Raw genomic sequence first — 21,689 nt, 5'->3', positions numbered from 1 at the left:
CCCGAAATGGCATGGCGTGAGGTCCGATGAACGCGAAGATCCTTCTCCTCGTCATCGGGCTCGTGGTCGGCGGCCTCGCCGGCTGGCTGACCCGGCCGCAGGCCGCGGAGGTCAATGTGCTCGGCCTCAAGGTCGAGGTGCAGGGCGACCAGGCGGCGGGGGCGAGCGGCGGTTCGCTCACCACCGGCCAGACCCAGCATGTCGCGATCTTCGCGGCGGTCGGCGCGCTTCTCGGCTTCGGGATCGGCTTCGTGGCCGACCGGCGCCGGTAACGGTTTAGGAAACGAAGAGACGATGGACAGCTTCCAGTTCGAGCTCGTGTCGCCTGAAAAGCTGCTGATCTCCGAAGAGGTCCAGCACGTGGTCGTGCCGGGCGTCGAGGGCGAATTCGGCGTGCTGGCCCATCACGCGCCGCTGCTCTCGGTGCTGCGCCCGGGCGTCGTCCAGGTGTTCAAGGCCGAGGGCGGCGAGCCCGAGCGCCTGTTCGTCAAGGGCGGCTTCGCCGACGTCAACCCGAAGGGCCTGACCATCCTCGCCGACGAGGCGATGCCGATGTCCGAGTTCGACGTCGCCAAGCTCGACGCCGCGATCAAGGACGCCGAAGAGGATCTGGCCGACGCCGAGGGCGAAGAGTCCAAGCGCCGCGCCCGCGAGAAGGTCGACCAGCTCAAGGAATTCCGCGCGGTCGTCGCGTAATCGAGACGCTGACGCCTTCTTGATCCTCCTCCGCAAAGCGGAGGAGGGGGACCATCGCGAACGCGATGGTTGAGGAGGCGCGGCGCAGACGTTCACCAGCGAGAAGCCGCAGCGCCGGCCCCCTCCACCGCCTTCGGCGGTCCCCCTCCCCCGCTGCGCAGGGGAGGATCCGAAAAGCGCTCAGCTTCAGCACGAGACGCATCGGTTCTGTGTCCCGGCTCAAGGTCGGACACGGGGCGGGCATATCCAGCGCAACTGCGTAGCGTCGTCGGCGTCCCTATCGCTTCGCCACGAAGATTCCGCCGTCGTCCTCGATGGTGACGCTGTGCTCGGTGCCGAGATAGGCGAGGGCGTCTCCCAGAACGTCTGACGTCGGCTGAAGGGGTCCAAGCACCCAGTTGAGCTCCGCGACAGTCGCGTAGCCGCGCCCGCGCACTCTGAACGCCAGGCGTCTCAGCTTCTCACGCAGTTCGGGCGACAGCGCGGGATAGTCCATGGCGCCAAACTATGGCGAGGCCGCCGCGCCGCAAGCGGCTGTTTAGCCGGACGCCGCGATCTCCTGCGCCACTCCGTCGAGCCTCTCCAGCGTCGCCTTGAGATCATCCTCGCTCGTCGCGGGGTTGATCGTGCACATGCGGATCGTCAGCCGGCCGTCGAGCCGCGTGGTGCCGACGACCGCGAACCCTTCGTCCATCAGCCGCCGCGCCGCGGAAGCGTTCACCGCGTCGGCGGCTTCAGGCGCAAGCCCCTCGGGCGCGTAACGGAAGGCGGTGATCGCCATCTGGGCGGGCGAAACCAAGCGCCAGCCGTCCATGGCCCGAACCAGCCGCTCGGCCGTCTCCGCCAGCGCGAAGCCGTGCGCGATCGCGGCGCCGAGCCCCTCCCGCCCCATCGCCTGAAATGTGAGCCACAGGCGAACCGCGCGCGCCGGGCGGGTGAGCTCGGGGCCGAGGTCCCAATAATTCGGCTCGGCCCCTTCGGCCGCGCCGTCGCGCAGATAGTCGGAGGCGAGCGCGAAACTCGGCGCGAGCACGGCCGCGTCCCGCACCAGCGTCATGCCGCAGCCATAGGTCTGGAACAGCCATTTGTGCGCGTCCCAGGCGATGCTGTCGGCGCGCTCGATCCCGGCCAGCAGTCCGCGATGGGCGGGCGACAACAGCGCCGAGGCCCCGAAGGCGCCGTCGACATGCATCCAGAGCGCCTCGCGCGCGCAGAGAGCTGCGATCTCCGCAAGGGGATCGATCGCCCCGGTGTTGGTCGTGCCGGCGCTTGCGACCACCGCGAAGGGTTTTTGGCCGGCGGCGCGGTCGTCCGCGACGGCCCCGGCAAGAGCCGCGACGTCGAGGCGCCGCCCGGCGTCGGTCGGAACGACCCGAATCTGCCGCGATAGAAAGCCGGCTATCCGAAGCGACTTCGCGACCGACGAATGGGTTTCGGAGGTGACGTAGGCCACGGCGCGGCCGCGCTCTTCGTCCGTGAGCCGGCTGTCGCGCGCGGCGACGAGCGCGGTGAGGTTCGCCATGGAGCCGCCCGAGACGAACAGGCCGCCGGAGGCGTCCGGAAAGCCCGCCGCGTCGCAGAGCAGCCGGATCAGTCCGCGCTCGATCGCGGTCGCGCCCTCGCTCTGCAGCGCCGAGCCGAGATGCGGATTGTGGATCTGCGCCGCAAGCTCGCCGAGCCAGGAGACCGGCGAGGCCGGCGCCGGGATGAAGGCGAAGAAGCGCCGGTGGCCGGTGTCCATGCCATAGGGCAGGGCGCCTGCGAGCAGCGCGTCGAGCGCTTCGCCGAGCGGGCGGCCTCGGTCGGGAAGGGCGGGGCCGAGGTCGAGCGTTTCGGCGCGCGAGAAGGCGGGGGCGTCGGGGCCGCGCGCCGCATGGCCGAGCGCGTGGGAGGTCAGGCGCGCCAAGGCCGCGGCGAGATCGCCATCGTCGGTGGGAGCCGCCGATCCGACCCCCTCTCCCGTGCGGGGAGGGGCAGGGGGCGGCGAGGCCGAGCCTTTCTCGAACGGCGTCCCCGAACCGTCGCCCATCGCCCTGATCAGGCGTCCGCGTCGGCCTTCGGCGCGGTCGCCTCGGTTCCGCGCTGGCGGAACATCAGCTTGTCGACGCGCGGGCCGTCCATGTCGATCACCTCGACGATCCAGCCGCCGACGTCGAGCGTGTCGCCCTCGTTCGGGATGCGGCCGAGCGAGGCGATCACGAGGCCGGCTGCGGTGTGGAATTCGCCCTGCGCGGACTGCGGGATGTTGAACGCGAAGGCCTCGGTGACGGTGTCGAGCGCGGCGCGGCCGTCCACCATGTAGGAGCCGTCCTCGCGGCGGCGGATGTCCTGGTCCTCGGCGGTCTCGTGCTCCTCGGGAAGGACGCCGGCGATCGCGCCCAGCACGTCGTGCGAGGTGACGATGCCCTCGAACCCGCCGAACTCGTCGACCACGAAGGCGGTCGATGACGGCTGCGACTTGAACAGCTCGAGCAGCGACAGCGCCGAGGCGCCTTCGGGCACGTAGAGCGGGTCCTTGACCTGGCTGGCGAGCTCGAAGTCCTGGCCCGCGAGCAGCTTCGCCAGCACGTCCTTCTTGTGCAGGATGCCGACCGGATCGTCGACCGAGCCGTTCTTGCCGACGACGATGCGCGAGAACGGGCTTTCGGCGAGCTCCGTCTTGATCGTTTCGAGATCGTCGGAGGTGTCGATCCAGAACACCTCGCGGCGCGGCGTCATGATGGAGCGCACCGGCCGGTCCGCGAGGCCCAGCACGCCCTCGATCATGCGCTTCTCCACCGGCTCGATCGATCCGGCGGCGACGCCCTCGGCGATGACCGAGCGCACCTCTTCTTCCGTGACGTTGGAGCCGTCCTGCTCCTTCACGCCGAGGAGCCGGAGCATCACGGCGGTCGAGGCGTTCAGCACGATCACCATCGGGGTGCCGATCAGCGCCACGATGCGCAAGGGGCCGGACACGAATGCGGCGATCGGCTCGGGGTTCGAGAGCGCCACGCGCTTGGGCACGAGCTCGCCGAGGATCAGCGACATGTAGCCGATGCCGAACACCACGACCGCGCTCGCCACCGGGCCGGCGTAGCCGCCGAGGCTCGTGGTCTCGCGCAGGAATTCGGCGAAGGGATCGGCGAGCGAGGATTCGCCGACGACGCCGGTCAGGATCGCGATGAGCGTGATGCCGATCTGGACCGAGGACAGGAAGCTCGACGGATCGTCGGCGAGCTTGATGGCGCGGGCCGCGCCAGGGTCGCCCGCGTCCGCCATCATCTTGAGGCGGGGTCTGCGGGCCGAGACGATCGCGAGCTCCGACAGCGCGAAGAAACCGTTCAGGACCACGAGGCCCAGGAGAACGGCGATGTCGACGATCGGCATGAATGGTCCGCGAAGGGGTCGGGGGCTGGGGCCCGCGGGAAGCGATCACTATAGCGCCTTGATCGCGCAGCGTCATCGCCGCGTCCGCGGCGTTGGCGCGCGGGCGAATTGCGGACAAGGGAACGAAATACCTTTAAATTCTGTTGGTATACGGTGGACTGCGTATGCCGCGGACGCCGCCGTCCGCTTATGTTGTTGATTCGTAAATCCGACTGTCATGAACCGGACAGATCGCAGGGCTAGTCTCACCCGATGGTTGATTCGATCGATCGTCTTTATCGCGCCGTGTGCGAGGCCGCCGAGGAGCGGCCCGCTCTGTCGCGGACGGCCCGGTTGAGGCGCGAGGGCGTCAACAAGATGGCGAAGAAGGTGGCCGAAGAGGCCGCCGAGGTCGCGATCGAGGCGGTGACCGGCGCGCGCGAGGCGCTGATCCGCGAAAGCGCCGACCTGATCTACAATCTCGTCGTTCTGTGGTCGGCCTCCGACGTGAGGCCGGAGGACGTCTACGCCGAGATGGACAGGCGCGAGCGGCTCTACGGCATCGCGCAGAAGCTTCCCAAGACGGCGTCCGCGCAGTTCGAGGAGCCGGCCGCTTCTCCGACCCCCGAGACCGTGTCGCGCTGACTGCGACGGCTGGCCGCTTAGGACTTCGCGTGCGCCGATAGGTCGGTGATGGTCGGCGCGGCTCCCGTGACCGGGTTCTCCGGGTCCCACTCATAGGTCAGCGTCTCGAAGCGCATGTCGAGCGCGTCGACCACGAGCAGGCGGCCGACCAGACCCTGCCCGAAGCCGACGATCTCGCGCACGACCTCGATCGCCATCATCGAACCCATCATGCCGGCGAGCGCGCCGAGGACGCCTGCCTCAGCGCAGGACGGCACGGTCCCGGGCGGCGGCGGCTCCGGGAAGAGGCAGCGCCAGGTCGGGTTGGGCGTCCCGTCGGGGCGGGCTTCGTGCGCGCGGATGGTGGTCAGCGTCGCGTCGAAGGTTCCGAGCGAGGCGGTGACGAGCGGGCGCCTGGCCAGCACGCAGGCGTCGGCGACGAGATAGCGGGTCGCGAAGGAATCCGAGCCGTCGGCCACGATGTCGTAGGACGAGATCAGGTCCATGGCGTTCGAGGCGTCGAGCCGCGTGTCGTGGGCCTCCACCGCCACATGCGGGTTGACCCTCGCGAGCGCCGAGACCGCCGAGGCGGTCTTCTTGACGCCGACGTCGTCCGTCGCGTGCAGCACCTGGCGCTGCAGGTTGGAGAGCGAGACGACGTCGTCGTCCACGATGCCGATCGTCCCGACGCCCGCGGCCGCGAGGTAGAGCGCGAGCGGCGAGCCGAGCCCTCCGGCCCCGACGACGAGCACGCGGGCCTTCGCAAGCCGCTGCTGGCCCGGCCCCCCGATCTCCCGCAGGACGATGTGCCGGGCGTAGCGTTCGACTTCTTCGGATGAGAGCGCCATGGCCGCAGCCATACGACGCCCATGCGGCGCTGGCAAAGCCTTGTGTTTGACACTGAACTTACACAGTGTTTATATCGTGTGTTCTTTGGTGGAGGGCGCGATGTCGAAGTATGATCCCCTTGGCTCGTTTCTCCGGATGCAGCCGGCGTCCCATGTGCCGATGACATTCTCGGACATCGAGCAGATCATCGGCTTTTCTCTGCCGGCGGTGGCCAAAAGCGCCCGCGCTTGGTGGAGCAACAATCCGTCGAACAATGTCATGACGAAGGTTTGGACCGCCGCGGGGTTTCGCTCCGAGCAGGTGGACATGGCGGGCGAAAAGCTCGTTTTCCGGCGGCAGATCAGCGATGCGCCCACCCCGCCCTCTCCGGCGGCCGGTCGGCCGCATCCGCTTTTCGGCTGCCTGAAGGGAACAACGACGGTCGCCGCCGGCGTCGACGTCGCCACGCCCGCTGACGCCGACTGGGGCCAAGCCGCGCAGTGAGCCAGCCCATCCTGCTCGACACCTGCGCGGTCATCTGGATCGCGGAGGACGCCGCCATCGCCAAGACAGCGCGCGCTGAGCTCGATGCGGCGCTTGACGACGGCGTTCCCGTCATGGTGTCGGCGATGACGGCGTGGGAGATCGGACTGCTGGCCGCTCGTGGCCGGCTGATCCTGTCTCTTACGCCCGAGCGTTGGTTTTCCAGATTTGTTTCCTCGCCGGGGGTCGAGTTGGCGCCGCTGTCCGCCAACGTGCTGATCGCGTCGTCCTACCTCCCCGGCGATCCTCCGTCCGATCCCGCCGATCGCATCATCGCGGCGACCGCCCGCGATCTCGGCGCGCGGCTGATGACTCGCGACAGGCTGCTGCTCTCCTACGGCGAATTAGGACATCTCGCGACGATCGCGTGTTGAGCTTCGGCTTAACGGTTTGGTCTGGGCGCGGGGGCCATCATCGGGACGGATCTCATCAGGAGCGGCCTCCCATGATACGCCCCGCTGTGCGCCTTGCGACTTTGGCCTTCGCGCTGCTGGCGACGCCCGCCTTCGCGCAGTCGCCTTCGCCGACATGCCAGGGGCAGGATCTCGTCGCCAAGGCGAAGGCCGAGCGCCCGGAGGCCTACGCCGCCTTCGAGGAGGCGGCGAAGAAGATCCCGAACGCCGAGGGGCTGCTCTGGCGGATCGAGGGCAAGGACGGGGCGAAGCCCTCCTTCCTCTTCGGCACCATGCACACGACCGAGGACGATCTCGTGGCGCTGAGTGATCCGCTGCGCGCCGCGATGAAGGAGGTCGGCTCGGTCGCGGTGGAGCTCGCCGACGCGCAAGGCTCGGCCGCGCAGGCCGCGATGATCGCCTTCGTCACCAAGAAGGGCGTCGACTTTTCCGGCAAGGGCCTCGAGGGGCTCGACGACGCCCAGGTCGCCGAGATCAAGCGACGGCTCGAGCAGGCCGGCATGCCGTCCTCGATCGCGCCGATGCTGAAACCCTGGTTCCTGGCCATGACGCTGCAGGTCTCGTCCTGCGAGCTCAAGAAGATGAACGACGGCAAGCCGACGATCGACGCCGTGGTCGAGAAGGAGGCCAAGGCGGCGGGGCTGAAGGTCGTCGGGCTGGAGACCGTGTCGGAGCAGCTCGAGGCCGTTTCGGCCGTGTCGGAGGAGAGCGCCAAGCGCATGATCCGCGACGCCGTCGCCAACGTTTCGGCGGGCGACGACCTCCAGACCACGACGCTCGCGCTCTACCGCGCCCGCCATGTCGGCTGGTATTTCGAGATGAAGCGCGACACCTTCGGGGTGGCGTTTGACGTCTCGGCGCACGCCGATTTCCTCGAGGACATCGTCGACCGCCGCAACCGGCTGATGCTGGAGCGGAGCCGTCCGCTGGTCGACGCCGGCCCGACGCTGATCGCCGTCGGCGCGCTGCACCTGCCGGGCAAGAACGGGCTCGTCGAGCTGTTCCGCGGGGCGGGCTACACGGTCACGAAGGTGTGGTGAGCGCTGCGTCCTTGTCCCGGACTTGATCCGGGACCCAGAACCGACGCCGCTGTTCAAGCGATCTCCGAACCGCGCCGCCTTCTTCGGGAACCCAGGTCGGTTCTGGATCCCGGGTCAGGCCCGGGATGACGCCGATCCCGCGCCGCCTTCGTCGGAGCCCGCATCGGTTCTGGGTCCCGGATCAAGTCCGGGACAAGAGGGGGCGGCGGCCGGAAGACGCGCCGAACCCTCACGCCCCGAGACGCCGCCCGTCCAGAAGGCGCCCTGAACGCCCGGCGCAGCCGGTGGAGGTGTTGCGAGCAGCCTCGTCGTCATGGGTCCGGCTTGACCGGACCATCATCCGCCGTCGGCGTCGAGCGCCGCGCCCGAAGCATGTGCTGCGGAACCGCGACCGTCCTTGTCCCGGACTTGATCCGGGACCCAGAACCGACGCCGCTGTTCAAGCGATCTCCGAACCGAGCCGCCTTCCTCGGGACCCAGGTCGGTTCTGGATCCCGGGTCAGGCCCGGGATGACGCCGATCCCGCGCCGTCTTCGTCGGGAACCCGCATCGGTTCTGGGTCCCGGGTCAGGCCCGGGACAAGAGGGGGCGGCGGCCGCGAGACGCGCCGCCTCACGCCCCGAGACGCCGCCCGTTCAGAAGGCGCGCTGAACGCCTAGCGCACTCAATGGAGGCGTTGCGAGCAGCCTCGTCGTCATGGTCCAGTTTGACCGGACCATCATCCGCCGTCGACCTCGAGCGCGGCGCCCGAAGCATGTCCTGCGGAAACGCGACCGTCCTTGTCCCGGACTTGATCCGGGACCCAGAACCGACGCCGCTGTTCAAGCGATCTCCGAACCGCGCCGCCTTCTCCGGGAACCCATGTCGGTTCTGGATCCCGGGTCAGGCCCGGGATGACGCCGATCCCGCGCCGTCTTCGTCGGGGACCCACATCGGTTCTGGGTCCCGGATCAAGTCCGGGACAAGAGGGGCGGCGGCCGCGAGACGCGCCGAACCCTCACGCCCCGAGATACCGGCGCTTCAGATGCGCCTTGAACACGCCGGCGTCGAGCGGCCTTCCGGTCGCGCGGGTCAGCAGCTCGTCGGTCTCGTAGAGCGAGCCCTGCCCGTGGACGTTCGCGCGCAGCCACGCGACGAGCGGCGAGAAGTCTCCGCGGCCGATCGCCGGCAGGATGTCGGGATCGGCCTTCGTGGCTGCGTCGAACAGCTGCGCGGCCGTCATGGCGCCGAGCGTATAGGTCGGGAAATAGCCCCAGCCGCCGCTCGGCCAGTGGATGTCCTGCAGGCAGCCGAGGCGGTCGTTCGGCGGCGTGACGCCCAGGAGCTCCTTCATGCCGTCGTTCCAGGCCCCCGGAAGGTCGGCGAGCGCGAGGTCGCCGGCGATCATCGCGCGTTCGAGCCGGTAGCGCAGGATGACGTGGGCCGGATAGGTGACCTCGTCGGCGTCGACCCGGATGAAGCCGCGCTCGACCCGGGTGTAGCGCCGCCACAGCGCGTCGCTCGTCCACGCCGGCCCCTCTCCGCCGAACGCCTCCTTCATGATCGGGCCGGCGAAGGCGATGAACTCCTTGGAGCGGCAGGCCTGCATCTCGATCAGCAGCGACTGGCTCTCATGCACGCTCATGCCACGGGCGTGGCCGACCGGCTGGTTCATGTAGCCGGCGGGGCGGCCCTGCTCGTAGAGCGCATGGCCGGTCTCGTGCAGCACGCCCATGAGCGAGGAGGTGAAGTCGGCCTCGTCGTAGCGCGTGGTGATGCGCACGTCGTTGTCGGCGCCGCCGCAGAACGGATGGGTGGAGACGTCGAGGCGGCCGCGCTCGAAATCGTAGCCGAGCGCCGCCATGAAGCGCAGGCCGAGCGAGCGCTGCGTCTCGACGGCGAACGGTCCTTCGAGCGCGGGATCTGCGGGGCGCTTGCCTTGCGCGGCCAGCGCCTCCTCGAGGAAGCCCGGCAGGAAGCCCGCGAGATCGTCGAACAGCACGTCGATCTTTTCGGCGCGGCCGCCGGGCTCGTAGTCGTTCAGCAGCGCGTCGTAGGCGCCGAGGCCGAGCTTCTGGCCCTTGGCCGCGCCGACCTCGCGCTGGAGGCGCAGCACTTCGGCGAGGAACGGCAGCAGGCCGACGAAGTCCGACTCCTGCCGCGCCGTGCGCCAGCGCATCTCGCAGGCCGAGACCGCCTTGCTCGACGCCGCGACGAGCTCCGGCGGCAGCGCGGTCTCGACCGTCCAGAGCCGACGGATCTCGCGGATGTTGGCGCGCTCCCAGTCGCCGAGCCCGTCTTCGGCCTCAGCCGCCAGCAGCATCTCGCCGAGGCGCGCGTCGGTCGCCATCTCGTGCTGGAGCACCGCGAGCACCGCCATGCTCTCCGCGCGCGTGTCCGCCGCGCCCTTGGGCATCATGGCGGCGTTGTCCCAGTGCAGGATCCCCATCGCGTTCGAAAGCGCGGAGATCTTGCCGTAATGGGCCGCGAGGTCGGAATAGGCGGTCATGGGGGCGATCCGGTTCGGGAGGGTCCGACCGACTTAGCGGGTCGCGGGAGGAGATGTCGAGTGCGCCCCCCTTGTCCCGGACTTGATCCGGGACCCAGAACCGATGCGGATTCAAGGCGAGGCGATCGGCGTCCGCGCATTGATCGAGAAGCGTCTCGGTTCTGGGTCCCGGATCAAGTCCGGGACAAGAAAGTCAGTACGTCGCTTCGTCGAGGCTGTTGAGCGCGCGAACCACGCCGCCCGGCGCGCCGGTGCCTTCTTTCCGCGCCACGAGCGCGATGCGCTTCTCCCGGCCCGGGGCGAGGTGCAGCCAGTTCTCCGCCGGCCGCCACGCCTCGTCGGAGATGTGGACCGACTGCGCGAAACGCTCGCTCTTCAGCACGAGCTCCGGCGCGTCCGGCTCGCCCTCGACGCGCGCGGAAAGCCCGAGCGCGGCGCGCGGCCGCGCGCGGCCGAGCGGGAAGTGGAACGCCTCGGCGAGCACTGCCCCGGTCCTGGCGCAGGTCAGCGCCGCGCTCGTGACGTCGTGGCTCGGAGGCCCGAACTTGTACGCATAGGAGATGTCGAAGAACCGGCCGATCAGCTCGAAGGCCGACAGCGTCTGGGCCTCGCGGCTCGCGACTGCGACGGCGCGAGAGGCGGCGACTACCGGGGCCGCGCCGTCGCGCCAGCAGGTGAGCGAGAGCTCGGCCTCCAGCGGTTCGGGGCGCTCGTTGATCACGTGGAGCGCGATCCCGTTGACGCCCTCGTCGGTGATCGAGAGCTGGACGGGCCGGAACGCGCGCTTGAGCCCGTGCCAGGCCGATTTCGGCTCGCCGTCGGAGGCGATCACGCCCCAGCCGGCGCCGGGCATGAGATCCTGCAGCAGCCAGACCAGCGCGCCGCGGGTGGCTGAGCCGGGGCGGCGGAACTCGGCGTAGGCCTCCTCCAGAACGTCCGGAACGACCGCGCGCGACAGCGCGAAATAGCGCTCCGGATCCTCGCGCTTCAGCTCCAGCGTCGAGACGCCGTAGAGGCGCTCGACATAGTGGTCGCGCACGTCCTCGAAGTCCCAAGCCGCGCCCATGTCGCGCGGCACGCCGCGCTTCCAGTCGGGCGTGTGGGTGACGGGCGAAATCTTCGCGCGGGCGAGCGAGACGTCTTCCGGCACGTTGGAGAAGGCGAGGCTCTCGGAGGCGAAGCGCACCCGCGCGCGGCGGGCGTCCTCCAGCGGGCGGCGATAGGCCCCGACGCCGTAGTAATGCGTTACGCCCTGGTCGGCGATGAAGGGCAGGTGGCCGCCGGACGGCGAGTTCGGGACATAGGGAACATCCGGCCGCAGCTCCTTCAGCGCTTCGGGCAGCGCCTCGTCGAACACCGGCCCGCCCCAGGCGTCGGCGGGCGCGCCGAGCATGGCGGCCTGCTGGAACACCTCCGAGCCGCCGCAGAACACGGCGAGGCAGGCGTTGGTCTGCGTGCGGTCGAGGAAGCTTTCGGCCTCGCGCCGGACCGACTCCCGAAACGCCTCGTCGGCCTGCGGGTAGTCGAAATTCGCGAGCATCGCCTCCTGCCAGACCATGATCCCGAGCTCGTCGCAGAGCGCGAAGAAGTCGTCGGTCTCGTAGGCCATGACGCCGGGGACGCGGATCATGTTCATGCCGGCCTCGCGCGCGAGGCGGAGCCACGGCTTGTAAGCCTCGCGGGAGCCCGCAAGCGAGACCGCGTCCGCGCTCGACCAGCAGGCGCCGCGGGCGAAGACGGGGACGCCGTTGATCACGAGCCCAAAACCGTCGCCGTCCGCGTCGCGGTCGACCGCGATCGAGCGGAAGCCGACGCGGCCGAGGTCGAAGGTCTCGCCGTCGAGGGTGACGGAGAGATCATGCAGCGCCGGTTCGCCATGGGTGTGCGGGAACCACGGCGCGACGCCGGGGAGGGCGAGGTCGGCGACGAGGCGGCCGTTTTCCTCTTGAACGAGGGGGGCGGTGAGGCCGGCGCACCGAACCACACCGTCATGCCCGAGCTTTGCTCGGGTATCCACGACTTGGTCGTCGCGCTCGACGCTCCCAGAAAGTCGTGGATGCCCGGCCGCCGCCGGGCATGACGGTCGAGGTTTTAGCGTGACCTTGAGACGACCGACGCCGTCCTCGTAAGCCGTCCGCACGTCGATCTTCGGCATCGCGCCCTCGACGCGCCAGATCGGGCGCCACGGGCCGGTCGGCCGGCCCGCAGGACTCCAGCCGGGCGTCGAGCCGAGCGCGGTGGTGCGGAAGAAGCGCAGCCCGTTCGGCTGGATCATCTGCGGCCGCCAGCGCGAGCGTTTTGGCGCGGCGGCGAGTCTGGGCCCGAGCGCCCGGAAGCAGATCGCGACCTCGGCCCCGGCCGCGAGGTCGACGTCGAGGGTCACCGGCTCGAACATCGAGCGGCTCTCGGCGCGCTTCTCTCCGTCAATCCAGATCTCGGAGACGATCGCGAGCCCGTCGAAGACGAGCGAGCCGGAAAGCGGCTCGGAGAGTCGCGTGCGGAGCCAGTGGTCTTTCGCGTCGATCGCGTGCGCCGAGGCGTCGGTCAGCGCCTTCTGCGCCCGCAGCGCGCCGGCGATCGTTCCGGGGACCTCGAACGGCGCCCAGCCCGCGTCAGGCAGGTCGGCGGGCGAGGCGTGCGCGTCCGCGGCCGTCGCGAGAACGCTCCATCCGTCGATAGGCGCGCGGTGCGAGGTGCGGAACGAGGCCATAGGTCAATGGGCCGCGGCGGAAAGCGAGTGCGTGCTTCGAGACGCCTCGCTGGCGCGAGGCTCCTCAGCATGAGGAAGCTTCAGGAGGTGGAACACAGAACTCAACACGCCACCGTTCCTCATGCTGAGGAGCCGGCGCAGCCGGCGTCTCGAAGCACGCAGTTCGTCTCAGTCCGGAAACCGGGCCACGAGCGCCGCGATCAGCCGGTCATGCGCGGCCTCGACGCCCGCGAGCGAGGCGTCGAGCCTCGCGAAGGACATCTGGCGCACCGAGCGCGCGAGATGGAGCTGCGCGACCTTCGCGCCCTCCGCGATCTCGAGGCTCGCGGCTCTCGCCTCGCACAGCCCGTCGAGCGGCAGCCAGCCGAGATGGTCGGCGTAGAGCTCGAAATTGGCGCCGAGCTGGCGCAGCGTGTTGAAGGCGTAGTGGTGAAAGGCCTCGATCTCGCGGGCCGCGAGCGCGCCGGCCTGGGCCGCGACCACCTTGCGGAACGCCGCGACCGGATTCTGCTCGGGGCGCCGGCGAACATGGCGGATGAAGATCGGCAGCGCCGCGGCCGCCGTCTCCTCGCGCGTCGGCAGGCGCTTCGGGAAGCCGACCATCTCGGCGTAAGGATACTGCCGGTCCTCGCGCGCAAGGCCCGGAAGCAGCCGAAACAGACCGTCGAAATCCTCTCCGCTCGCGCGGAAGAAGCCCTCGTTGTGGAAGTAGTCGAGCTCGCGCGCTTGGGCGTCGATCCGGTTGATCGCGACCGTCGTCTTGCCGTGGGCCTCGCGATAGGTGACGCCGCGGGTGTCGGGCAGGTAGTGGCTGTCGAGCTCGATCAGCACGAGGCGGCCGCGCGCGGCCTGCAGCTCGAGATGTCCGACGAGGTCGTCGTAGAGCGCAAGCTCGGTGGCGCGCAGGCCGTAGAGCGCCTCGAGATCCTCGAGCGGCGGCTTGAAGAAGGTGAACTGGTCGCCCTCGAAGTCCTGGGAGATCGCGAAGCCGAAGGCCGCCGCGGGCTCCAGCCCGAGCGCGCCCAGAACCTCGATCCAGAGATCGGCGTAGCAGTTGGTCTGCGGCCAGTTGCGTTCGGGCGCATGCATCGCATGGCTCGTCCAGACGATCGGGTCGATCGGCAGCACGCGCGGCGCGGCCGCTCCGGGCGTCTCGCGAAGGAGGGCGCGGGCGCTCATTGCATGCCCATCGAGACGGGATAGGAGGCGCCGCCGCCGAACTGCTGCGCGGGCGCGGGCGCGGCCGCCGGCCGCTGGGCCTGCTGCTGCTGTTGTTGCTGCTGCTGGACGCCGCCCGCCGACGGCGTCGCGGAGACGACGCTGAGCGCGCCGGCGCCGTGGGCGCGCGGAGCCGCGCGCCGGTCGGCGAAGCGCACGATGCCTTCGTAGTCCATCATCCCCAGAGCGCCTTCCGCACGCTCTTCGGCCAGGCGTCGACGTCGAGGCCGTGATGCTTGAAGAGCGCGAGCGCCACGCGCTCGAGGCCGAAGCCGACGCAGGCCGTGTGGGCGGTCTCGCCGTCGGCGTCGATCAGGCCCCAGGTCGTGCCGAAATGATCCTGGTGGTAGTTGAACGAGAGGCAGGCGGTCGGCTTCTCCTCGCTCTCGATCGGGATCAGCATCTCGAACTTCAGGCCCTGGTCGCGCTGGTTGTTCTTCAGCATGCGGCCCGAACGCCCGAAGAACGGGTCGTTGGCGAGGTCGACATGCACCGGCACGCCGAGCTTCTTCATCATGACCTCGCCCTTCTCGAGCCAGGCGGCGCGGAAGGTCTGCACCTGCTTGGGCTTCCCGAAGCGCACGAACTCGCGCATCCGGAACATCTGCATGCGCGCCGGATCCTTCGAGGGCTCGTGGCGGAAGCAGTAGGACTGGAGGTCGAACAGCGCGCCGTCGGACTTCAGCGGTCCGCGCTTGGCCACGATCGGGTAGAGCGTGTAGCAGGCGGCCGGCGTCAGCACGACGCCGGTGGTCTTCTGCTGGCCGGTCCAGTCCTCGTTGTTCTGGAGCTTCTCCAGCAGGTCGAAATGACCGCGGTCGTCGCCCATGAACGAGTGGATCGTGCCGGCGAGCTGCGGGAACGACTTCATGTAGCCAGACCGCTCGAAGTGGAAGCGGTTCATGGCCGGCGGGAAGCGCATGACTTCCGGCGCCATCGGGTTCGCGCCCTCGGCCCCGGTGCGGGTCACCAGATCCTCGAAGCGGGCGATGACGTCCTCGAAGACGCCCGACCGGCCGTAGATGCCGTCGATCCCGGTGTCGATCAGGATGCCGTGGGAGATGAGCTGCTCGAGCAGCGTGGTCGGTTCGACGTCAGCGCAGACGACGCACATGGGCGTTACCTCAGCAGGCTGGCGTCGTGCTTGTACACGGCCAGTAGGTTGGAGACGTTTCCGAGGATGCGGTCGTTGTTGATCATGATCGGCGACGACAGCGCGTCGCGCATCGCGCGGGCGAGGCTGTAGGGGCTGTCGTTGCGGTATCCGAGGATGCCGCAGATCAGGAAGGCGGCCTGCACGATCTCGCAGACGCCTTGGCTGGCCGACAGCTTGATCGCGTTCATCGCGACGCCGAAGCCGATCGAGGTCAGCTCGTCGGCGTCCGAGCGGGCGCGCTCGTAGCGGTCGATGCCGGCGACGACGAGCGCCTTCATCTGCTGCTGCTTGGTCAGAAGCTCGGCGAGGCGCAGCGCGCTCGGCGGCGTGGCGCCCGGGCGCTTGCGGGCCTCGGCGCGCACGAAGGCTTCCGACCGCGCGACCGCGTCGGAGGCGACGCCGTGCCAGACCGAAGCCCAGAGCAGATGCGCGTAAGGCAACATCGACTGCGCCGAGATCTCGGCGAAGGGCGTGGCGATGATCTGCCTGGCGGGCGCGCGGCCCTCGAAGGTGAAGTTGTCCGAGCAGGTGCCGCGCATGCCCATCGTGTTCCAGGCGCCGGTCTTTTCGAGCCGGTACTGGTCGGCGCGCATCACGGCCATCACCTGGTCGGAAGCCGGGGCGTCGGGCGTGCGGCGGGACGTGATGAGGATCGCGTCGGCCTGCGCGCCATAGGAGATCAGGCAGCCTTCCTTGACGAGGGCGAAGTCGTCGCCGTCGCGCTCGACGCCGCAGATCGACTGGCGCATGTCGCCGCCGACGCCGCCGCCCTCGGTGGTGGCGGAGGCGAGCAAGAGCTGCTCGTCGGCGCAGGCGCGCATGAAGCCGCGCATCCACTCGTCGTCGAGGCAATGCTCGGTGAGGCTCGACGTCTTGATCTGGTGCATGGAGTAGATCATGCCGGTCGAGGCGCAGCCCTGCGCCAGCACCGAACAGATCTCCGACACGCAGGCGACGCTCGCGCCTTCGCCGCCGAGTTCGCGCGGGATCATGATCCCGAGCAGCCGCTCGCGCTTGAGCGCGTCGAAAGCCTCGCGCGGGAAGCGGGCGTCGGCGTCCACCTCTTCGGCGTGGGCGGCCGCGATCTTGGCGATCTCGCGCGCCTTCTTGACGAGCGCGCGCTCGCTCTCCGCCGCTCGGGCGGCCGCGCCGGGAATGACGAGCGAGAGCGCGTCGGCGAGGTCGTCGCGTCGGGCGGCGGCGGTTGTCACGCGGCGGCCTCGGTCTGGACCATCTGGACCGCGGCGGCGATCGCCGAGATCGAGGCGAAGTTGCGCCGGTTCAGCATGCGGTCCGGGAACTCGATGCCGAACTCTTCCTCGAGCGCCATCATGACCTCGACCGAGCCGAAGGAGGTGAGGCCCGCGGCGTGGAGGTCGGCGTCGTCGGCGAGGGTGTCGGCGGCGACCGGAAGGCGGCCGTGCTTTGCGAGGATGTCGCGGATGGCGTCTTTCATCGGTTCGGTCTCCCGTCGTCGGACAGCGACGCCGTTGGAGAGCTAGAGCCTCCAGCGGCGCGCGGCCTCGCTTGTCTGAGAGGCGACCATAGGCGGGGAGACTTAACGCCGAGTTGCTCCAACTGAGTTTTAATTAGAATTTGCGGGTGTCTTTATAGTATAATTTCAGTGAACGCCGATGCGCGAATTTCGGGGCGTCAAACTCGATCGTGCGCCCTCGAATCTCAAAATTATGTATCAAAATCAGTATTTTATCGCATCTCAGGAAAGCGCAGGCAGGCGTTCTTTTCCGTGCGCTGCGCAAGGCGCCGTTTACCTTGACGCCAAAAGCGCCTGATCAGAGGCGCGCCGGGCTCGTTCAATTCAAGTAAAAGGCGAGATAATCTGTCCGTGAGCGCGGCTTCGCGTCCGCTCCGCCGACCAGGAGCTCCAACTTGCGCAGCATTGGTGAGCGGCTTGAAGAACATGGCGGCGTCGGGCCAGGCTTCGACGCGGTGCGGATCGGCCTCGCGTTCCTGATCCTCTACATCCACTGCGCGCTGCTTGATCCGGACCCCGCCCGCGAGGCGCTGCCGCTCTTCCCCTACGCCCCGATCGCCAGATGGGCGTTGGACTTCGCCGTGCTGCCGCTGTTCTTCGCGCTGTCGGGGTTTCTGGTCGCAGGCAGCGTCGAGCGGTTGCCGCTCAACCAGTTCCTCACGAACCGCGCGCTGCGCATCTTTCCCGCGCTCGGCGTCGAGATCGCGCTGTCGGCGCTGATCCTCGGGCCGCTGCTGACGAGCTTCGCGCTCGGGGCCTATTTCTCCGACCCGGCTTTCCTGAAGTACTTCCTCAACATCCTCGGGCTGATCCACTACCAGCTGCCGGGCGTGTTCCTGTCGAACCCGCAGGCAGGCATCGTGAACGGCGCGCTGTGGACGGTGCCGCACGAGCTCACCTGCTACGCGCTGCTGACCGCGCTCGTGCTGTGCGGGGTCTATCGTCGGCGCTGGCTGCTGCTCGCCGCGACCGTGGCGCTGTTCGCGGTCTCGATCGCCGTTTATCTCGCGCCGCATCTCGGCCTTCGCTTGCCGGGCCAGGACGCGCTGACCTATCTCTTCGTCACCCGCGGCGCGGCGCGGCTGGTTCCGCTCTTCCTGGTCGGGCTGCTGATCTACCGCTTCCGCCGCGAGATCCCGTGCAAGGGCGAGATCGCGGCGCTTGCGGCGCTCGCCTATGTGGCGCTGTCGCAGTTCGGCTCGCCCGAATGGCTCGCCAATCCGCTGTTCTCCGCCGCGACCGCGCCGCTGCTCGGCTACGTCGTGGTCTATCTCGGCCTGTCGCGGCGGCTCGAGTTCAGGATCCTTAAGGGCCGCGACTACTCCTACGGGGTCTATCTCTACGGCTACCCGCTGCAGCAGGCGCTGATCCAGCTGTTCCCCGGCGTCTGGAGCGTGGCGACCTTCTTCGCGGCCTCGGTCGCGGCGAGCCTCGCGATGGCGGCCTTCTCCTGGAACGTGATCGAGAAGCCGATCCTGAGGCTGCGGCGGCGCTGGTCGGTGGCGGCGCAAATCCATGCGGGACCGGAGACGGCCCCGACGGCCGAGGCGCGGGCGCTTCAGGCCCAGCCGGCGGCTGTCGCGGTCCGGTAGGGGCGGGCGCCGGCCGCGCTCGGCTCGGGGTCGGCCGCGCCGCCGGCCACGCCCAGCATGAACCAGAGCAGCGCCGCGGTCTTGATGGTGTAGACCGAGTCCGAGATCAGCAGCAGCAGGCACACATAGGTGGCCGCCGCCGCCTTGAAGCGCCAGGCGCGGCGGGATCCGTCCGGCAGCAGCACGAACAGCGCCCAGAGCGCCGCGAAGCCGATGAGCCCGATCTGGTTCAGCGAATAGGCGTAGCCGGAATCCGACAGGAACGGCTTGTCGGGCGAGAGGCCGAACACGGCCTCGGGGCTGAGCGAGGTGACCAGCATCGCGGTCCAGAGGATGCGGCCGCCGAAATCGTTTGACCACGTCTTTTCCGCCGTCGTCAGCCCGTAGACCGCGAGCGCCGACAGGATCAGCAGGGGCATCGCGACGAACACGGCCTTGGGCAGCCGCCCCGAGAACAGGAAGGCGATCGCCGCGGCGACCGACACCGAGGCGCCGAAGCGGGCGTCGGCGAGCACGATCGCGGTCGCGCCCATCAGCGCGAGCGTCAGGCGGAACCGCATGGTCTTCCGGTAGAGCGCCCAGAGGATCAGGATCGCGCCGAAATTGCCGGTCGAGACCGGCTCGAGAAACACCGACGAGGCCCGGTGCGGCCCGAGAAACGGCAGCAGCGCGCGCGCGTCCGGCCGCATGCCGCTCTGGAACAGCGCGCCGGCGTCGGCGCCCACGTCGCTCGGCGCGACGGTGCCGCGCGCGACGTAGTAGCGGATGATGTTGAACACCGAGGTGTAGGCGTCGAGCGCGAGGAATTCGAACAGCCCGAAGGCGACCACTAACGCGCCCGACCACAACGCCGCGCGGTCGGCGAGGCGGGGATCGGGCATGCGCCGGCCAAGCGCGTAGAACGCGATCGGGATCATGATGTCGCGCACGGCCTTGGGGTCGATCATCGGCCGCAGCGCCATCAGGAACGCGGCGTAGGAGAGGAATGCCGCGAGCAGCACGTAGAGGCCGAGCGAGCGGCCGAGCGCGAACGAGAACGCGACGACGAGGATCACGCCCTCGGCGCCCATCACCAGGGTCTCGTTGACCGCGAACACGTTGGTGTTGGCGAAGCAGAGCGCGGCGTTGAAGAGCAGCGCCGCGAGCAGGACGAAAAGCGTGACGGCCGGATGCGCGCGGTCGCGCAGCGACGGCGGCGCGTAGCCGGCCGCCCCGAAGGTCACGCCCAGGCCTTCTCGGTCCGAGCCTTGCTCCGCCCGAAAAGTCCGCGTCCCGGCGCGAAGCGGGAGGCGGCGGAGGGGGACTGGATCGAGAGCGCGGCGATGATCCGCTCGGCCGTCGGATCGAGCGTCGCGACGGTCTCGCGCAGCGCCCGCCGGGGCGTCGCGCCGGCGGCGAAGACGAGCAGGATCGCGTCTGCCGAAGGCGCCGAGACCGCGAGGTTGGCGGGGTCGTCGTCGCAATAGATCAGGTAGTTCGAGCGCTCGGACGCGCCGCCCTCGCGGCTGCGCAGAACGCCCGCGGCCTCGCGCTCCAGCACCGCGCCCTGCTGGCGCGGCTGCGGCTCGACCAGCGGCGCGGCGATGCGCTCGACATGCATCGGCGCGCCGGGCCCCTGCTGACGGCAGATCCAGCCGCCGTCGCCGAGATCGGCGAGCGCACGGCCGAGCGCCGTCGTCACGGCGCGCGTGGCGACCGGATCGAGGCCGGGCGTCGCCGCCACCATCACGATGGCGGGCTCGTTGGAAGCGGCCAGACGCTGCAGGCGGCGCGCGACCGCGGCCATCCGCGAGCGGTCGCGCTCGTCGAGGCGGCCGTTCGGGCCGAGCCGCAGATCCGCGAAGCCCGCGACGCCGAACATGTCGGCGACCGCCTTGGCGTTGGGAGCCGCGCCGCGGATGAGATCCTTGAGGAAGACGAGCGCGAGCCCGAGACACGCGCCGAAGATGAGGGCCGCGGGCAGCACGATGAGCGCCGGCGCGCGCGACGGCCGCACCGGGACGGCCGCGGCCGAGATCAGCCGGGAATTGCTGGTGTCGATCGCGGCCTGCTGCTCGAGCTCCTTGGCGCGGCCGAGCGAGGCTTCATAGACCGAGCGCACCGCCGCGGCTTCGCTTTCGAGCTGGCGCAGCCGGATTTCGGCCTCGCTGCTCGTGACCTGCGAGCGGGTGAGGGAGCCGGCGCGCTCCCGCAGCTTGCCGAGATTGGCTTTGGCCTGATCAAATTCCTGTGTCACCGAGCCGCGGACGCGGTCGAGTTCGTCTGCGAGCAGCTTGCGGGCGGCCGAAAGTTCGCCGCGCGCCTCCATCAGCCTCGGATGGCGCGGAAGCAGGGTTTCGGCCATGCGCGCCGCCTCGCGGGCGGCGACGGCGTATTGCGTCCGCAGCGCGACGATCGACGGGGAGTTGATCGCCTCGGGGATGCGGTCGGACAGCAGCGCGTCGGGGCCGAGCTTGGCGAGCTGGTCCTTGCGGGCGGAGACCCGGGCGAGCTCGGTCTCGGCCGTCGAGATCTCGCTGTAGAGGTCTTTGAGCTGCTGGTTGACGATCAGCCCGGCTTCGCCGGTCGAGATCAAGCCGTTGTCGCTGCGGAACTTTTCGACCGCGGTCTCGGCGTCGCTGAGCTGCCGGCGGAGGTTGGAGAGCTGCCCGAGCAGCGTGTCGTTGGCCCGCCGCGCGGCCGAGCCGCGACCTTCGGAGCCCTGCCGCAGATAGATCGAGACGAGGCGGTTCGCGATCGCGGCGGCCTTCTCGGCGTTGGGATGCGACACCGTGACGTCGAACACCAGCGAGGCGTCGACGCGCCGCACCACGATCGAACGCCTCAGATTCTCGAGGATCGTGGCGCGAACCGGCCCGCCGCCTGTGTCCGCGCCGGTCAGGCGCGCGAGCAGGCCGGGACCGCCGCGGAACACCGGGTCCTGGTCGAGCTTCAGCTCGTCGACCAACTGGTCGAGGATCGAGTTCGACACGATGACCAGCGCCTGGCTGTCGATGTTGGCGAAGTCGATCGAGGCCGCGGTGTCGCTGCGCACGATGTCCTTGCCGACGACCTGAAGGGCCGCCGGGTCGACGAGAATCTCGGCGGTCGCGCGGAAAAGCGGCGTCTGCATCGAGAGATAGGCGCCGGCGAGCAGGCCGCAGCCGATCGCGCAGGCGGCGATCAGCACGACGCCGCGGCGCGCAAGGCCCGCGAAATCGGCCACGCCGCTTGCGATCGCTTCTTCCGCGCTCGGCGGCGCGACGCCGCGCATGCTGGCCGGGGGCTGCGACACTCGGATCTCCGTCACGCTCCCGTCGACGAACACCCGCGAGGCCCGGACGCGCCAGAGAGACCGGGCCAACGTCTCTGGTTACGGTTAATTTTCAATAAACGGAGGGTAAGGTTTAACCTTAACCGAATATTGTCGGTGGAAGATCGAATTCTTCGATATGTTTCAGAGTTTATTTTAGATGGGTCATGTAAGCGATATTGAGACAAGTACAGGAAATTTTGGGCTGAAACGACAAACGCTTGGCCGCGGTTCGCTCCGCGGACG

The 21,689-nt window shown here is 69.3% G+C and carries 20 protein-coding genes; 7 read left to right on the top strand and 13 right to left on the bottom strand.

Features of this window, described 5'->3' with window-relative positions; translation table 11 throughout:
• The first annotated feature begins 26 nt into the window (after window positions 1-26).
• Both ACFOWB_RS23820 and ACFOWB_RS23815 read left to right on the top strand, forming a co-directional pair.
• Window positions 27-272 carry a hypothetical protein gene (locus ACFOWB_RS23820; RefSeq protein ID WP_261404800.1) on the top strand — a complete coding sequence of 82 codons (246 nt, stop codon included), beginning with the start codon at window positions 27-29 and terminating at the stop codon, window positions 270-272.
• Between the two features lie 22 nt (window positions 273-294).
• On the top strand, window positions 295-696 hold the full coding sequence (locus tag ACFOWB_RS23815) for a F0F1 ATP synthase subunit epsilon (RefSeq protein ID WP_261404799.1): 402 nt from the start codon (window positions 295-297) through the stop codon (window positions 694-696).
• 277 nt (window positions 697-973) lie between these two features.
• Here ACFOWB_RS23815 and ACFOWB_RS23810 read toward each other — a convergent pair whose 3' ends face one another.
• Genes ACFOWB_RS23810 through ACFOWB_RS23800 form a run of 3 tightly spaced genes read right to left on the bottom strand, consistent with a single transcriptional unit; the run spans window position 974 to window position 4,065 of the window.
• A complete protein-coding gene (locus tag ACFOWB_RS23810) occupies window positions 974-1,192 on the bottom strand; it encodes a hypothetical protein (RefSeq protein ID WP_261404798.1) in 219 nt (72 codons plus the stop codon).
• A gap of 42 nt (window positions 1,193-1,234) precedes the next feature.
• Window positions 1,235-2,725, bottom strand: coding sequence for a pyridoxal phosphate-dependent decarboxylase family protein (locus ACFOWB_RS23805; protein WP_378149769.1), 1,491 nt, complete (start codon window positions 2,723-2,725; stop codon window positions 1,235-1,237).
• 8 nt (window positions 2,726-2,733) lie between these two features.
• Window positions 2,734-4,065, bottom strand: a complete 1,332-nt coding sequence (locus ACFOWB_RS23800) for a hemolysin family protein (RefSeq protein ID WP_261404796.1) — start codon at window positions 4,063-4,065, stop codon at window positions 2,734-2,736.
• Between the two features lie 252 nt (window positions 4,066-4,317).
• On the opposite strand from ACFOWB_RS23800, the gene hisE reads away from it, so the two are divergent.
• Window positions 4,318-4,689 carry a phosphoribosyl-ATP diphosphatase gene (gene hisE, locus ACFOWB_RS23795; RefSeq protein ID WP_261404795.1) on the top strand — a complete coding sequence of 124 codons (372 nt, stop codon included), beginning with the start codon at window positions 4,318-4,320 and terminating at the stop codon, window positions 4,687-4,689.
• Window positions 4,690-4,706: 17 nt separating this feature from the next.
• On the opposite strand, the gene ACFOWB_RS23790 is transcribed toward hisE, so the two are convergent.
• Window positions 4,707-5,516: a HesA/MoeB/ThiF family protein gene (locus tag ACFOWB_RS23790; RefSeq protein ID WP_261404794.1), complete on the bottom strand. Its 810-nt coding sequence runs from the start codon at window positions 5,514-5,516 to the stop codon at window positions 4,707-4,709.
• Between ACFOWB_RS23790 and ACFOWB_RS23785 the strand changes: the two genes are divergently transcribed.
• The 3 genes from ACFOWB_RS23785 (at window position 5,515) to ACFOWB_RS23775 (ending at window position 7,492) form a co-directional block, all read left to right on the top strand.
• Window positions 5,515-6,000, top strand: coding sequence for a DUF7662 domain-containing protein (locus tag ACFOWB_RS23785; protein ID WP_261404793.1), 486 nt, complete (start codon window positions 5,515-5,517; stop codon window positions 5,998-6,000). The two genes, ACFOWB_RS23790 and ACFOWB_RS23785, sit on opposite strands and share 2 nt — an antisense overlap.
• Entirely contained in the window at window positions 5,997-6,413 is a 417-nt protein-coding gene (locus ACFOWB_RS23780) for a type II toxin-antitoxin system VapC family toxin (protein WP_261404792.1), read from the top strand. Before ACFOWB_RS23785 ends, ACFOWB_RS23780 begins: the two co-directional genes overlap by 4 nt.
• Before the next feature lie 71 nt (window positions 6,414-6,484).
• Window positions 6,485-7,492, top strand: a complete 1,008-nt coding sequence (locus ACFOWB_RS23775; RefSeq protein WP_261404791.1) for a TraB/GumN family protein — start codon at window positions 6,485-6,487, stop codon at window positions 7,490-7,492.
• Window positions 7,493-8,489: 997 nt separating this feature from the next.
• On the opposite strand, the gene ACFOWB_RS23770 is transcribed toward ACFOWB_RS23775, so the two are convergent.
• The 7 genes from ACFOWB_RS23770 to ACFOWB_RS23740 form a co-directional block, all read right to left on the bottom strand.
• Window positions 8,490-9,980, bottom strand: coding sequence for a carboxypeptidase M32 (locus tag ACFOWB_RS23770; RefSeq protein ID WP_378149764.1), 1,491 nt, complete (start codon window positions 9,978-9,980; stop codon window positions 8,490-8,492).
• Window positions 9,981-10,173: 193 nt separating this feature from the next.
• Window positions 10,174-12,690, bottom strand: a complete 2,517-nt coding sequence (locus ACFOWB_RS23765) for a glycoside hydrolase family 2 protein (protein WP_261404790.1) — start codon at window positions 12,688-12,690, stop codon at window positions 10,174-10,176.
• A 168-nt stretch (window positions 12,691-12,858) separates the two neighbouring features.
• Window positions 12,859-13,869: a DUF1839 family protein gene (locus ACFOWB_RS23760; protein WP_378149762.1), complete on the bottom strand. Its 1,011-nt coding sequence runs from the start codon at window positions 13,867-13,869 to the stop codon at window positions 12,859-12,861.
• The gene (locus tag ACFOWB_RS23755; RefSeq protein ID WP_378149760.1) at window positions 13,866-14,087 is read right to left on the bottom strand and encodes a hypothetical protein; all 222 of its coding nucleotides are present in this window, start codon (window positions 14,085-14,087) and stop codon (window positions 13,866-13,868) included. Before ACFOWB_RS23755 ends, ACFOWB_RS23760 begins: the two co-directional genes overlap by 4 nt.
• Window positions 14,084-15,022 carry an amino acid--[acyl-carrier-protein] ligase gene (locus ACFOWB_RS23750; RefSeq protein WP_261404789.1) on the bottom strand — a complete coding sequence of 313 codons (939 nt, stop codon included), beginning with the start codon at window positions 15,020-15,022 and terminating at the stop codon, window positions 14,084-14,086. The genes ACFOWB_RS23755 and ACFOWB_RS23750 overlap by 4 nt, the downstream gene beginning before the upstream one ends.
• Window positions 15,023-15,027: 5 nt before the next feature.
• Window positions 15,028-16,221 carry an acyl-CoA dehydrogenase family protein gene (locus ACFOWB_RS23745; protein ID WP_378149848.1) on the bottom strand — a complete coding sequence of 398 codons (1,194 nt, stop codon included), beginning with the start codon at window positions 16,219-16,221 and terminating at the stop codon, window positions 15,028-15,030.
• A gap of 50 nt (window positions 16,222-16,271) precedes the next feature.
• Complete coding sequence (locus tag ACFOWB_RS23740; RefSeq protein WP_261404788.1) at window positions 16,272-16,520, bottom strand: acyl carrier protein; 249 nt, start codon at window positions 16,518-16,520, stop codon at window positions 16,272-16,274.
• A gap of 434 nt (window positions 16,521-16,954) precedes the next feature.
• On the opposite strand from ACFOWB_RS23740, the gene ACFOWB_RS23735 reads away from it, so the two are divergent.
• Window positions 16,955-18,151 (top strand): acyltransferase family protein, encoded by a 1,197-nt coding sequence (locus ACFOWB_RS23735; RefSeq protein ID WP_378149757.1) that lies wholly within the window; start codon window positions 16,955-16,957, stop codon window positions 18,149-18,151.
• Here ACFOWB_RS23735 and ACFOWB_RS23730 read toward each other — a convergent pair.
• Both ACFOWB_RS23730 and ACFOWB_RS23725 read right to left on the bottom strand, forming a co-directional pair.
• Complete coding sequence (locus ACFOWB_RS23730; protein WP_261404785.1) at window positions 18,118-19,374, bottom strand: hypothetical protein; 1,257 nt, start codon at window positions 19,372-19,374, stop codon at window positions 18,118-18,120. The genes ACFOWB_RS23735 and ACFOWB_RS23730 overlap by 34 nt on opposite strands.
• Window positions 19,371-21,425 carry a GumC family protein gene (locus tag ACFOWB_RS23725; protein WP_378149754.1) on the bottom strand — a complete coding sequence of 685 codons (2,055 nt, stop codon included), beginning with the start codon at window positions 21,423-21,425 and terminating at the stop codon, window positions 19,371-19,373. Before ACFOWB_RS23725 ends, ACFOWB_RS23730 begins: the two co-directional genes overlap by 4 nt.
• Window positions 21,426-21,689: the final 264 nt, after the last annotated feature.

It is taken from the genome of Chenggangzhangella methanolivorans (assembly GCF_042648545.1).
Classification (GTDB): Bacteria; Pseudomonadota; Alphaproteobacteria; order Rhizobiales; family Methylopilaceae; genus Methylopila; species Methylopila methanolivorans.
This window is presented reverse-complemented; position numbering and strand designations above follow the sequence as displayed.

What these genes read in the sequence shown, in the direction of transcription:
- ACFOWB_RS23790 (WP_261404794.1), bottom strand. Translation starts at nt 5,516, where the DNA reads ATGGCGCTCTCATCCGAAGAAGTCGAACGCTACGCCCGGCACATCGTC.
- ACFOWB_RS23775 (WP_261404791.1), top strand. Translation starts at nt 6,485, where the DNA reads ATGATACGCCCCGCTGTGCGCCTTGCGACTTTGGCCTTCGCGCTGCTG.
- ACFOWB_RS23750 (WP_261404789.1), bottom strand. Translation starts at nt 15,022, where the DNA reads ATGTGCGTCGTCTGCGCTGACGTCGAACCGACCACGCTGCTCGAGCAG.
- ACFOWB_RS23800 (WP_261404796.1), bottom strand. Translation starts at nt 4,065, where the DNA reads ATGCCGATCGTCGACATCGCCGTTCTCCTGGGCCTCGTGGTCCTGAAC.
- ACFOWB_RS23760 (WP_378149762.1), bottom strand. Translation starts at nt 13,869, where the DNA reads ATGAGCGCCCGCGCCCTCCTTCGCGAGACGCCCGGAGCGGCCGCGCCG.
- ACFOWB_RS23770 (WP_378149764.1), bottom strand. Translation starts at nt 9,980, where the DNA reads ATGACCGCCTATTCCGACCTCGCGGCCCATTACGGCAAGATCTCCGCG.
- ACFOWB_RS23740 (WP_261404788.1), bottom strand. Translation starts at nt 16,520, where the DNA reads ATGAAAGACGCCATCCGCGACATCCTCGCAAAGCACGGCCGCCTTCCG.
- ACFOWB_RS23755 (WP_378149760.1), bottom strand. Translation starts at nt 14,087, where the DNA reads ATGATGGACTACGAAGGCATCGTGCGCTTCGCCGACCGGCGCGCGGCT.
- ACFOWB_RS23810 (WP_261404798.1), bottom strand. Translation starts at nt 1,192, where the DNA reads ATGGACTATCCCGCGCTGTCGCCCGAACTGCGTGAGAAGCTGAGACGC.
- hisE (WP_261404795.1), top strand. Translation starts at nt 4,318, where the DNA reads ATGGTTGATTCGATCGATCGTCTTTATCGCGCCGTGTGCGAGGCCGCC.
- ACFOWB_RS23815 (WP_261404799.1), top strand. Translation starts at nt 295, where the DNA reads ATGGACAGCTTCCAGTTCGAGCTCGTGTCGCCTGAAAAGCTGCTGATC.
- ACFOWB_RS23785 (WP_261404793.1), top strand. Translation starts at nt 5,515, where the DNA reads ATGGCCGCAGCCATACGACGCCCATGCGGCGCTGGCAAAGCCTTGTGT.
- ACFOWB_RS23820 (WP_261404800.1), top strand. Translation starts at nt 27, where the DNA reads ATGAACGCGAAGATCCTTCTCCTCGTCATCGGGCTCGTGGTCGGCGGC.
- ACFOWB_RS23765 (WP_261404790.1), bottom strand. Translation starts at nt 12,690, where the DNA reads ATGGCCTCGTTCCGCACCTCGCACCGCGCGCCTATCGACGGATGGAGC.
- ACFOWB_RS23805 (WP_378149769.1), bottom strand. Translation starts at nt 2,725, where the DNA reads ATGGGCGACGGTTCGGGGACGCCGTTCGAGAAAGGCTCGGCCTCGCCG.